The sequence below is a fragment of the Bradyrhizobium sp. TM239 genome, from assembly GCF_036247985.1.
Classification (GTDB): Bacteria; Pseudomonadota; Alphaproteobacteria; order Rhizobiales; family Xanthobacteraceae; genus Bradyrhizobium; species Bradyrhizobium ottawaense.
The window spans coordinates 56,988-68,865 of the sequence record NZ_BTIR01000028.1; the positions used below are offsets into that span (position 1 = coordinate 56,988).

Annotated in this window: 8 protein-coding genes; 4 read left to right on the forward strand and 4 right to left on the reverse strand. The window is 65.4% G+C overall.

Annotated elements, in window-relative coordinates; translation table 11 throughout:
* Positions 1–87: 87 nt before the first annotated feature.
* From AABA84_RS33640 to AABA84_RS33655, 4 genes are all read right to left on the reverse strand, one after another.
* Positions 88–3,243: a multidrug efflux RND transporter permease subunit gene (locus AABA84_RS33640; protein ID WP_338314275.1), complete on the reverse strand. Its 3,156-nt coding sequence runs from the start codon at positions 3,241–3,243 to the stop codon at positions 88–90.
* Positions 3,244–3,249: 6 nt separating this feature from the next.
* Positions 3,250–4,443: an efflux RND transporter periplasmic adaptor subunit gene (locus AABA84_RS33645; RefSeq protein WP_212245417.1), complete on the reverse strand. Its 1,194-nt coding sequence runs from the start codon at positions 4,441–4,443 to the stop codon at positions 3,250–3,252.
* Positions 4,444–4,740: 297 nt separating this feature from the next.
* The gene (locus tag AABA84_RS33650; RefSeq protein ID WP_338314276.1) at positions 4,741–7,119 is read right to left on the reverse strand and encodes an autotransporter family protein; all 2,379 of its coding nucleotides are present in this window, start codon (positions 7,117–7,119) and stop codon (positions 4,741–4,743) included.
* 552 nt (positions 7,120–7,671) lie between these two features.
* Positions 7,672–8,691, reverse strand: coding sequence for an SAM-dependent methyltransferase (locus AABA84_RS33655; RefSeq protein ID WP_338305624.1), 1,020 nt, complete (start codon positions 8,689–8,691; stop codon positions 7,672–7,674).
* A gap of 167 nt (positions 8,692–8,858) precedes the next feature.
* Between AABA84_RS33655 and AABA84_RS33660 the strand changes: the two genes are divergently transcribed.
* The 4 genes from AABA84_RS33660 (at position 8,859) to AABA84_RS33675 (ending at position 11,804) form a co-directional block, all read left to right on the forward strand.
* Entirely contained in the window at positions 8,859–9,878 is a 1,020-nt protein-coding gene (locus AABA84_RS33660) for a flagellar motor protein MotA (RefSeq protein WP_212245421.1), read from the forward strand.
* Positions 9,879–10,022: 144 nt separating this feature from the next.
* Positions 10,023–11,051, forward strand: a complete 1,029-nt coding sequence (locus tag AABA84_RS33665; RefSeq protein WP_212245423.1) for a peptidoglycan -binding protein — start codon at positions 10,023–10,025, stop codon at positions 11,049–11,051.
* Positions 11,051–11,497, forward strand: a complete 447-nt coding sequence (locus AABA84_RS33670; RefSeq protein WP_338314277.1) for a GNAT family N-acetyltransferase — start codon at positions 11,051–11,053, stop codon at positions 11,495–11,497. Before AABA84_RS33665 ends, AABA84_RS33670 begins: the two co-directional genes overlap by 1 nt.
* A gap of 79 nt (positions 11,498–11,576) precedes the next feature.
* Positions 11,577–11,804 carry a hypothetical protein gene (locus AABA84_RS33675; protein WP_338314278.1) on the forward strand — a complete coding sequence of 76 codons (228 nt, stop codon included), beginning with the start codon at positions 11,577–11,579 and terminating at the stop codon, positions 11,802–11,804.
* Positions 11,805–11,878 lie beyond the last annotated feature (74 nt).

Below are 11,878 nucleotides of genomic sequence, written 5' to 3' on the forward strand. Positions count from 1 at the left end.
CTCGATCACCGCCTGTGGCTTGCAGCTGGATACTCTGGGAGCGCGGGACACCAGATGCCCCGCCGGCCTCGCGCGACATGATCGCATCTACATTTTGACCGGCGCCGGCGGCCCGTAGGCTTCGCCGTCCTTCACCGCCACCTTCTCCCGATCTCCGGCCAGCACACGCTGCACCGAGACGAAGAACACCGGCACCATCAGCAGCGCCAGGATCACCACCGCGATCATGCCGCCCATCACGATGCTGCCGAGCGCCTGCTGGCTGGCGCCGCCGGCACCGTGGGCGATGGCCATCGGCAGCACGCCGCAGATGAAGGCGAGGCCCGTCATCAGGATCGGGCGGAAGCGCAGGCGGCAGGCCTCGATGGTGGCGTCCACCAGCGACTTGCCTTCCTTGCGCAAGTCTTTCGCGAACTCGATGATCAGGATCGCGTCCTTGGCCGCAAGGCCGATGATGGTGATCAGGCCGACGGTGAAATAGACGTCGTTGGGCAGGCCGCGCAGCATGGCTGCGATCACCGCGCCGACGATGCCGAGCGGCACCGTGAGCAGCACCGCGAGCGGAATGGTCCAGCTCTCGTAGAGCGCGGCGAGGCACAGGAACACCACGAACACCGACAGACCAAGCAGGAACGGCGCCTGCGAGCCCGACAGCTTCTCCTGGAGCGACTGCCCGGTCCATTCGTAGCCGAAGCCGCGCGGCAGCCTGCCGGCAAGGCGCTCCATCTCGGCGATCGCATCACCCGAGGTGAAGCCGGGCTTGGCCTCGCCGGAGATGCGCACCGCCGGATAATAGTTGAAGCCTGCGATCTGGGTCGGGCCTCGCGCCCATTCCACCGTGGCGAAGGATGAGAACGGCACCAGCTGACCGCGGCTGTTCTTGACGTTGTAGTTGAGAATGTCCTCGGTCCGCATGCGGTCGCGGGCGTCGGCCTGCACCACGACGCGCTGCATGCGGCCGCGGTTCGGGAAGTCGTTGATGTAGTTCGAGCCGAGATTGGTCGAGATCGTGTTGTTGATGTCCTCGAAGGTGACGCCGAAGGCGCCGGCCTTCTCGCGGTCGATCATGAGATTGACCACCCCGGCCTCGGGCAGGCCCTCGACATAGACCTTCTGAAGCACGGAACTGGCGTTGGCCTCCGCGATCAGCTGATCGGCGGCGCGCATCAAGGCCGGATAGCCTTTCTGTCCGCGGTCCTGGAGGCGGAACGAGAAGCCCGACGAGTTGCCGAGATTGTCGATCGGCGGCGGCTGCAGCGCGGAGATCTTGGCATCGCGGATCGACGCCCCCAGATCGCGGTTGACGTCGTTGACGATCGCCGCGGCCGAATCCTTCGGCCCACGCTCCGACCAGTCCTTCAACGTGATGAAGGCCTGCGCGGTGTTCATGCCCTGACCGGAGAAGCTGAAGCCGGTGAGGAAGGTGACGTTGTCGACGCCCGGCCGCTGCGCCAGGTATTTCTCGACCTTCTCGATCACCGCCTCGGTGCGGCCGTAGGACGAATCCGACGGCGTCTGCACGTCGGTGGTGATGAAGCCCTGGTCGTCGATGGGCAGGAAGCCGCCCGGCAGGCTGACGAAGGCCCAGGACAGGCCGACCAGCAGCGCGACATAGACCAGCATCAGGCGGCCGGTCCGCTTCAGCGAGAAGCCGACGGTGCGCGCGTAGCGAAACCGGCAGGCCTCGAGCAGATGATTGAACCGGCTGAACACGAAGTTGGTCGAATGGCCGTGCCCCTTGGCAATGGGCTTGAGCAGCGTCGCGCACAGCGCCGGCGTCAGCGACAGCGCGAGGAAGGCGGAGAAGCCGATCGCCGCGACCATGGTGACCGAGAACTGGCGGTAGATGATGCCGACCGATCCCGGGAAGAACGCCATCGGCACGAACACCGCCATCAGAACCAGCGTGATGCCGATGATGGCACCCGTGATCTGCGACATCGCCTTGCGTGTCGCTTCCTTCGGCGACAGGCCTTCCTCGGCCATGATGCGCTCGACGTTCTCGACCACGACGATGGCGTCGTCGACGAGGATGCCGACCGCGAGCACCATGCCGAACATCGAGAGCATGTTGATGGAGTAGCCGGCGAGCAGCAGCGTGGTGCAGGCGCCCAGAAGTGCCACCGGCACGACGATGGTCGGAATGATGGTGTAGCGGATGTTCTGAAGGAACAGGAACATCACCACGAACACCAGCACCACGGCTTCGACCAGCGTCATCAGCACCTTCTTGATCGAGGCCTCGACCACCGGCGTGATGTTGTAGGGAATTTCGTAAGTGATGTTGGCCGGGAAGAAGCGCGACAGCTCCTTCATTTTCTCCTCGACCGCGCTCGCGGTCGCCAGCGCGTTACCGGTCGGCGACATCAGCACGGAGAGACCCGCGGTCGGCTTGCCGTCGAGGCGGGTGTTGAACTGGTAGCTGAGACCACCGACCTCGACGCGCGCGACGTCGCGCAGGCGCACGGTCGAGCCGTCGGCATTGGCGCGCAGGATGATGGCACCGAACTCGTCCGGCGAGGAGAGCTGGCCCTTGACCAGCACCAGCGCGGAGGTGCGCTGGCTCGACGTCGACGGCTCGGCGCCGATGCTGCCCGAGGCGACCTGCGCGTTCTGCGCGGCAATGGCCTTGTTGACGTCGTCGGCGGTGAGCCCATAGCCCACCAGCTTGGCCGGATCGACCCAGACGCGAAGCGACCGTTCGGTCGAATAGAGCGTGGCGCGGCCGACGCCCGGGATGCGGCGGACCTCGCCGAGCACGTTGCGGATCATGAAGTCGCCGAGGCCGACCTCGTCGAGGCTGCCGTCTGTCGAGCTCAGCGTGATGATCTGAAGCACAGCGCTCGAGGCTTCCTCGATCAGGATGCCCTGTTGCATCACCGCGCGCGGCAGGCGCGCCTCGACGCGCTTGATGCGGTTCTGCACCTCCACCGAGGCGTCGTTGGTATTTGTGCCCGGCTGGAAATTGGCGATGATCTCGACTTGGCCGAGCGAGTCGCTGGTCGATTCGAAATTGAGGATGCCGGAGGCGCCGTTGAGCTCCTCCTCGATCAGGCGCGTGACGCTGTTGTAGAGGTTCTCGGGCGAGGCGCCGGGATAGCTGGTCGAGATCGAGATCGAGGGCGGCGCGATGATCGGATATTGCGCGATCGGCAGCAGCGGCACGGCGATTGCGCCGATCAAGCAGATGAACAGCGCGACCACCCAGGCAAAGATCGGCCTGTCGATGAAGAAACTCGCCATGGCGCGTTACCGCGTCAGTTTCTGGGCGTGCCGGTTGTCCGCGGTCGCGTCCGCCTCCGACCAGGATTGCGGCTTGACCTTGTCGCCGGCGGCGAACTTCTGGAAGCCTTCGACCACGACCTTGTCGCCGGCCTTCAGGCCTTCGGTGACGAACCAGATTCCGTCCTGCACCGAACCGGTGCGCACCGGCTGCACCGCGATGTGGTTGTCGTCCTTGACGACGAACACCTCGCTGCCGCCGCCGCCATTGCGCTGGATCGCCTGCTGCGGCACCGCGATCGCGTCGCTGTCGAGACCCTGGTCGATGCGGACGCGGACATACATGCCCGGCAGCAGCTCGCGCTTGGGATTGGGGAATTCGCCGCGCAACGTCACCTGCCCGGTGTGGGCGTCGACCTTGGCGTCGGAGAACAGCAGCTTGCCGTCGAGCGAATAAAGCGTGTTGTCGTCGAGCACCAGATGCACCTTGGCGGCATCGGAGGCGATGCGCTCGAGGTCGCCGGTCTCGAAGGCGCGGCGGAGCTGGTTGAGCTCGTTCACCGACTGGGTGAAGTCGGCATAGATCGGATCGAGCTGCTGGATGGTGGCGAGATTGGTCTCGTTCTGCACGGCGAGCGCACCCTCGCTGACGAGAGCCGCACCGACGACGCCGTCGATCGGCGCACGCACGGTGGCATAATCGAGATTGAGCTTTGCTCGCGCGAGCTCGGCCTTGCGGCCCTCGACCTCGGCATGGGCCTGGCGCTCGGCGGCCACTGCCTTCTCGTTCTCGGCCTCGGGCGCGGCGCGCTGGCTGGTCAACGTGGCGATACGGTGCGCCTGCTGCTTGGCCTGCATCAACGCGGCCTCCGCCTTGGCGAGCCCAGCCTCGTTGGCCATCACCTCGACCTCGAACGGACGCGGATCGATGCGGTAGAGCGGATCGCCGGCCTTCACCTCGCTGCCCTGACGGAACAGGCGCTCGACCACGATGCCGGACACGCGCGGCCGCACGTCGGAGACACGCGTCGGCGCGATGCGGCCGGGCAATTCCCGGACAACGGCGCGCGGCTGCGGCTTGACGATGACGATGCTGACGTCCGGATAGGCGGGCGGAGCGGCAGACACGGCGGAGCTGGATTCGTCGCAAGCACCAAGCAGCGGCGCCAGGGCCGCGAGCATCATTGCAACGCATGCCGATCGCGCGCGAAGTCCTGACATGAAGTTAAGTGCCCCGATGTTGTTGAAACTGATCACGCTCCGCGCGCGGCCCGTTCTGGGCGATTCCGTGCGGCTGATGCCGTCAAAATAGAATGCACCTGCTGCGATGCAACGCGTGCTGCGGGCGGCTCATTGTCACACAGCGTATCGTGTTGAGTTCATGCGGCTTTTACGGACTCACTCGATTGTGAGCCCGGTTCCATCCCGGCGTGCTGCGACGGAACATCGCAACGAAACGTGTGCACTCAAAGGCCACCGTCCCTCGGACGGCGCAAATTCCCCGCGACATCGCCTGAATCACCAGGTGACGCGAAAGCCTCCGCTACCTCTGTAATTGCGGTTGTCCGCGCTGTTGTAGAGGCTGGTATTGTAGGAGCCCTCGCCGAAGATGGTGTAGCGCCCGTTGGCCCAGCTGTAGCTGCCGCCACCGCCGATGCTGCCCCACAGCCGATCTTGCGCATTCGCAAATCCGGTACCTGCCACGTCGACATTGGTGCCGCCGAGGAACTCGTAACGCAGATTGGCAATGCCGTAGACATCGGAACGCACGATGCCCGTGCCATCGTTCCAGGTCCTCTGATGGTTGAGGGCAAGGCCGGCGCGGCCGAGCAGGCTGTCAGCATCGCGCAACGACACCGGCGCGCCAAACCGATCGGCAAAGCTATCGAAAACGACCTTCGAATAGGAGAGCTGCGCCTGAGGCGTCAGTGACCAGCCACGGCCAATGCCGATCCGCTTGCCGGTTTCGGCGCTGAAGGCATAGCCGAACCCTTCATTGCCGTGGATCAGGCTGCCGGCCAGCACGGACGACAGATCGCTGCGGTAGAACATCGACTGCGCCTGACCGTCGACATAGAGGCCGTTGTCGCCATACCAGGTGAGCGTGCTGCCCACCCCCGTTCCCTCGACGCGGATACGACCATTGCCGAAGAACGAGGCGACGTCGGCGGTGGTCAGGCCATATTGCGCGGTCAGACCGACGAACAACTGGCCCTGCTCGTTCTCGAGCGCGAGGCCATCGAGCCCCGTCTGCACCTTCAGATGATCGGCCTTGTAGGTCGAGCCGGTGGTGTTGGAGGGCTGCAAGTCGGAATGCCCGCCTTCGATGCGGCCCCAGAACGCCGTCGGCGCCGGCGAAGCCACGCCCGGCACCGGCGCGGCGCCGGCGCGCGCCATCGCATCGCTGCCGCCCCAATAGCGGTTGCCGACGCGCTGCTGCAGCGTCGGCAGATCGTTGATGCCGAGCAGCACCTGCGCGTAGTTCTCGTAAAGCGGAACGCCCGGCTGATAGAGCGGACCGGGCGGCGTCGCCACCGGCGGATTGAGCAGGCTCGAGCGCAGGTACCAATCGCCGTCGCCGGGAGTGGCGATGCCGTTCTTCTGTAATGTATAGGCATAGGCGCCGCCGACTACTGCCTGTTCGCCGTGAAAGACGTAGCTGCCCAGAAGCGAAAAGCTACCGTTGGACGCTCCGACCACGTCGACCACCTTGATGCCTTCGGTGGTCTGCGCACCGGCGCCGCCGATATTGGTGACACGCAGCGACGACGAGCCCGACGTGCTTCCCTGCACCCGCAGCAGGTCGGTCGGCGAACTGTCGCCGCCGAGCCGGGTGTTGAGCTGCACGGCGCCGCCATTGCCGACATAATTGCCGGCCACGGTCAGCGTGGTGCCGGGCGCGCCGCCGAGGATGACCGTGCCGGCATTACCGAGCGAGGCGAGCGTTTGATTGAAGCCGGCGAGGTCGAGTGTGCCGCCGGCGGCCACGTTGAAGGCCGAGGCCGCGCTGAATGTGTTCGCGGCGCCAGCGCGCAGCGTGCCGCCGTTCACAGTCGTCGCGCCGTTGTAGGTATTGGCGCCCGAGAGTGTCTGCGTGCCTCCGGTGACGGTCAGGCCGCCCGTGCCACCGATCGCGCCGGCGAACGTGTCGTTCGCATTGGTGATCGTCAGAGTCTTGGTGCCGAGGGCGACGCCGCCGCTACCGGCGAGGCTCTGAATGCCGGTGCCGCCGGCGGTGATGCCGGAAACATCGAACGTCCCGTTGGCGACGACGCGGCTCGAATTACCGATGGCACCCGCACCGGTCAGCGCAAGGATGCCGGCCTGGATCGCGGTCTGACCGGCATAAGGGCTATTGGCCGCGAGGTTCAGAGTGCCGGCGCCGATCTTGGTCAACCCACCGGCACCCGTGAAGGCGGAGTTCGCATCGGTGCCGACCGTGAACGCGCCAGTGTCAATCGTCAGCCCGCCAGCCAGAATGTTGAGCTTGGTACCTGAAAATCCGTTGATGAAGGCCGCGTTGGTGACCGTCGCGCGCAGGATGCCATTGTCGAAATTGGCCTGGGTCGCGCCGGCTCCGCCCCGCAAGGATTGAGTTTCCAGTATGCCGCCGCCACCGATGTTGAGCGTGCCGGAAGATGAAGCACCGTTGGTTAGGGTCGTGCTGGCTCCTGTAACGACGCGCCCCCCGTTTTGAATGTTCAGCGTGCCGGCGCCTAGAAAGCCGATATAAAAAGTTGCAGTGGGGATGTTCCATTGCGACCCTGCTCCGGTGACTGTCACGATTCCGGTAGTTCCGGCCGCAACTCCAAGCCGCGTTGAGCCGGTACTCGTCAGCGTGCTGCCATTCTGGATCGTCAGATTGCCGGCCGGTCCACCGCTGTTGGCAATGGACATGCTCCCCACCGAGACGCTAATCGGGCCGCTCACACCGAGGACCGTCTCCCGTTGCGGTGGTGCACCCAGGATACCAATGTTGACTGTTTGACCTGGGATGGGAGGGGCTGCGGTCGTCCAGTTGCCCCCGACCATCCAGTCGTTGCTGGTCAAGCCGGTCCAATTGGCCTGGGCCGAGGCTGATCCTGTGAACTGCGCCGATAGCGCCGCAACCGACAAGCTCGCAAGGAGCAAGCGAAGCATTCGCGTCCGGGTGTTGCTGGCTGGAGATGGCCGGGTCCGATTCGGGCCCCTTTGAAGCATGTCCTCTTGTCGTCGTCGGACCGTCACTGCCCGGCTGCATTCGCGCATGCTCATTCCAATTTCAATCGCTCTCACACCGTTCGAGGGTGCGGATTTTTCTCGTAGTGCCGTCTAAGAAAGACAACCACGACGCTAGGCTGACAGAAACAATCAGACAACGATCGAAACGTGTCTCGCCAAAGAAACACGCTCCGTGTGCCGTCTGCGCAACGAAACACGCTTAACAATGTCTTTCGCGAGTACTCGCGCCTATCCCGCCGCCTTCATCCGGTAGCGGCTGACGCCCCATTCGCTGCCGGCGGCGTAGCCGAACAGGCCTGACGTCGCGAGCAGGAACCAGCGCCAGCGCCGCATCCACAACGCGGAATCCTTGCCATAGACCTGGCGCAGGGACGCCTCGATCGCATCCCGATGCGCGTCGAAATTGGCGAGCCAGTCGTTGGCGGTGCGTTGATAATGCGCGCCGCTCCAGCACCATTCCTTCTCGACCGCGAAGATGTCGTCGAACTGCCTGACGAGGTGATGGCTCGGCATCAGCCCGCCGGTGACGACGTGCTGGGCGATCCAGTCCTCGCGATCGAGCCGGTCGAACAGCTGCGAGCCGGAGCGATGGGTGACGATCTGCATGAAGAAGCGCCCGTCCGGCGCGAGCCATGACTGCAGCCGCGTCATCAGCTTGCGCCAGTTCATCATCTGCTCGAACATCTCGACCGAGACGATGCGGTCGAACTGACCGTCGGGCGCGAACACGTTCATGTCCGCCGCGACCACGCGCAGGTTCAGCAAGCCGCGCCGCCGCGCCTCCTCCTCGACATAAGCGCGCTGCGCCCGCGAGGCCGACACCGCCGTCACCTTGGCGTGCGGAAACTGCCGCGCCATCCACAGCGACAGCGAGCCCCAGCCGCAGCCGAGCTCAAGGATGGTCTGGCCATCAACGAGGCCGGCATGCTCGACCGTCTGGCGCAGCGCCTCCTCCTCCGCCTCCTGCAAGGTGGTGGCATCGGTCTTGTAGAAGCAGCAGGAATATTTCCGGCTCGGGCCGAGCACGCCGGCGAAGAATGCCGCGGGCACCTCCTCGCGCCCGGCCTCCGCGCTTTCGGCGATCGGCCGCAGCATCATCCGCCCGGCGAAAGCGGCATCGGCGGCCGCGTCATGCGCGGCCAGGCGGGTTGCGCTGCGGGAGCACAGGCGCTGGATCGCGGCGCGGATCACGACGTCCGGCAGCGGTACGCGTTCGGCAGTCCCGATGATCGCGGAAACGACGCTCATGCGCCCCCCCCGAATGGCGAATCTCTGCAGATACCTGTTATCAAAGCGCCGCTTCCGGTCCGGGTTCCCCGAGCTGTCCCCGAAATCGGCGCATCCGGCGCTTTTTTTGGGCTGGCGCTGTGCCATAGTGCGCACCGCAAGAAGCTTTGTAATGGATGATACCGGCCATGCCGTCAGGCACTTCGCCCCGCTCCCCCATGGATATCGAGTACACAAAGCTGTCGTCACCCAGCGTCTTTCTAGTGCGGATGCTGGTCTTCCTGGTGCTGTGCACGCTGGTCGGCGTGGTGCTCTACAAGCAGATCATCCAGGCCTTCTTCGCCAATCCCGGCCTCAATGCCCTGATCGGCGGCGTGCTGTTCATCGGCATCATCCTGGCCTTCCGCCAGGTCATCCGGCTCTACCCTGAGGTCTCCTGGGTCAACAATTTCCGCATCGCCGATCCCGGCCTGGCGCCGGCCCGGCACCCGAAACTGCTGGCGCCGATGGCGGCGATCCTCGGCGGCGAGCGCTCCGGGCGGATGTCGATCACCCAGACCACCATGCGGCATTTGCTCGATTCCATCGCGACCCGGCTGGACGAGGCCCGCGACATCTCGCGCTACATGACCGGCCTGCTGGTCTTCCTCGGCCTGCTCGGCACCTTCTGGGGCCTGATCGAGACGGTCGGCTCGGTCGGCAAGGTGATCGACGGGCTCAAGGTCGGCGGCGATTCCGGCGCGCTGTTTGACACGCTGAAGGAGGGCCTCGCCGCCCCACTCGGCGGCATGGGCATCTCGTTCTCCAGCTCGCTGTTCGGCCTCGCCGGCTCGCTGATCCTCGGCTTCCTCGATTTGCAATCGAGCCAGGCGCAGAACCGCTTCTATACCGACCTCGAAGACTGGCTTGCCACCACCGTGCGCGAATATGGCAGCGGCGAGATCGCGGTCGCGTCCGGCGGCGGCGGGGTCGCCAGCGGCGAGCTCCAGGCCGCGGTCGAACGCTTACGCTCCGTGCTCGAGGAAGGCAGCGCCAGCCGCGGCACCACGGCGGCGATGGCGAGCCTTGCCGAAGCCATCCAGGCCCTGGTCTCGCACATGCGCACCGAGCAGCAGATGATCCGTGAATGGGCCGACGGCCAGGGCGAGCAGAACCGCGAGATCCGGCGCCTCTTGGAGCGCATCGCCCGCCAGCCGGAAAAGAGCTAGCGGCTCGCGTGCCCCGGACGCTGCGCAGCACGAAGTGATGCGCTGCAGAGCCGGGGCCCAGGGAACGAGACATGGGTCCCGGCTCTGCGAAGCAGCGTTGCACGCTGCATCGCGTCCGGGACACGAAAGTGGAGACGGACAACAATGGCTCTAGCGCGCGGCCGCCGCAGCGAAGGCGCCTTCAACTACTGGCCCGGCTTCGTCGACGCGCTGTCGACGCTGGTGCTGTCGATCGTATTCCTGCTGTCGGTGTTCCTGGTGGTGCAGTTCTTCCTGTCGCAGGAGGTCACCGGCAAGGACAAGGCGCTGGAGCAGCTCAACGCCAAGATCGCCCAGCTCAATGAGCTGTTGTCGCTGGAGAAGCTCGGCAAGCTCACGCTCGACGACCAGGTCTCGCAATTGAAAGCCGGCCTCGCCTCCGCGGAAACCGAGCGCGACCGCATCAAGGGCCTCTACGATGGCCTCGCTGCCGCCGGCAGCGACGCGCAAGGCAAGTCCTCCGAGCTCGGCAAGGCGCTGGATTCGGAGAAGGCGGTCTCGGCGCGGGCGCTGGCGCAGATCGAGGTGCTGAACCAGCAGATCAGCGCGCTCCGGCGGCAACTGGCGGCGCTGGAAGAGGCGCTGGATGCCAGCGAAAAGCGCGACAAGGAATCGCAAAATCGAATTGCCGATCTCGGCTCCCGCCTCAACGTGGCGCTGGCGCAGCGCGTGCAGGAATTGTCGCGCTACCGCTCGGAATTCTTCGGTCGCCTGCGCGCCATCCTCGGCAACCGCCCCGACATCCGCATCGTCGGCGACCGCTTCGTGTTCCAGTCCGAAGTGTTCTTCGACACCGGACAGGCGACGCTGCTGCCCGAGGGCCGCGCCGAGCTCGACACCTTGGCGACCGCGCTGATCGAGCTCGACAAGAAGATCCCGAACGAGATCCCCTGGGTGCTCCGCGTCGACGGCCACACCGATGTGCGTCCGGTCAACGGCCCGAACTTCAAGTCGAACTGGGATCTGTCCGCGGCCCGCTCGATCTCGGTGGTGCAATATCTGGTCTCGCTCGGCGTGCCCGCCCAGCGCCTCGTCGCCGCCGGCTTCGGCGAATTCCAGCCGCTCGATCCCGGCAACACGGAAGAGGCCTACAAGCGCAATCGCCGCATCGAGCTGAAGCTGACGGAGCGGTAGTGAGCGCGATCCACCTCCGCCCCTATGCGGCCTCCGACGAAGCCGCCGCGATCGACCTCTGGCATCGCACCTGGCAGCAGGCCTATCCGCAGATCGATTTTGCCGCGCGCCTTGCGTGGTGGCGCGAGCGCTGGCTGAGGGATCTGGCGCCCAACGCCTCGATCGTGGTCGCGGAGCAGGACGGTGCACTGACCGGCTTCGTCACCATCGACGGCGAAGGCTATCTCGACCAGCTCGTGGTCGATCCCGCACACTGGGGCTCGGATGCAGCACGGCTGCTGGTCGACGAAGCGAAACGCCTGTCGCCATCAGGCATCACGCTGCTCGTCAACAAGGACAATGCCCGCGCCATCCGCTTCTACGAGCGCAATGGCTTTGCCCCTGCCGGCGACGATGTGAACCCGACCTCGGGCCGGCCGGTGCTCAAGATGATTTGGCGGGCGTGATTCCCGTCACGCAGGGATCCAGAGCCGTCTGCTAGTCGTTGGTGCGAGAGCAGCGATGACAAGCGGATGGAGACGATCGATGAAGCTGCGCGATCTGGCCCAGGGTTCCTCGGTGTTTCTCGGCGTCATCGTCGCCGGATATGTGTCGACGGCCTATGTCGACCAGCGTTTTGCCACACAACCCGAGACGACGCCTGCGCCCGCGCCGTCGCGCGGCCCTGCCCCGTCGGCCTGCGTCGGCGAGGACGGCAGCTGGAAGAATTGGCCTTGGCCGAACGTGCCGGCGCTCTCGCCGAAGTGCCGGTAGCTGACCGAGTGGCGCAAGGCACCTGCCCCAAGCTCCGCTGTCATCACCCGCGAAATGTTTAGACCGGAGACATA

What these genes read in the sequence shown, in the direction of transcription:
- AABA84_RS33655 (WP_338305624.1), bottom strand. Translation starts at nt 8,691, where the DNA reads ATGAGCGTCGTTTCCGCGATCATCGGGACTGCCGAACGCGTACCGCTG.
- AABA84_RS33640 (WP_338314275.1), bottom strand. Translation starts at nt 3,243, where the DNA reads ATGGCGAGTTTCTTCATCGACAGGCCGATCTTTGCCTGGGTGGTCGCG.
- AABA84_RS33645 (WP_212245417.1), bottom strand. Translation starts at nt 4,443, where the DNA reads ATGTCAGGACTTCGCGCGCGATCGGCATGCGTTGCAATGATGCTCGCG.
- AABA84_RS33650 (WP_338314276.1), bottom strand. Translation starts at nt 7,119, where the DNA reads ATGTCCATTGCCAACAGCGGTGGACCGGCCGGCAATCTGACGATCCAG.
- AABA84_RS33660 (WP_212245421.1), top strand. Translation starts at nt 8,859, where the DNA reads ATGCCGTCAGGCACTTCGCCCCGCTCCCCCATGGATATCGAGTACACA.
- AABA84_RS33665 (WP_212245423.1), top strand. Translation starts at nt 10,023, where the DNA reads ATGGCTCTAGCGCGCGGCCGCCGCAGCGAAGGCGCCTTCAACTACTGG.
- AABA84_RS33675 (WP_338314278.1), top strand. Translation starts at nt 11,577, where the DNA reads ATGAAGCTGCGCGATCTGGCCCAGGGTTCCTCGGTGTTTCTCGGCGTC.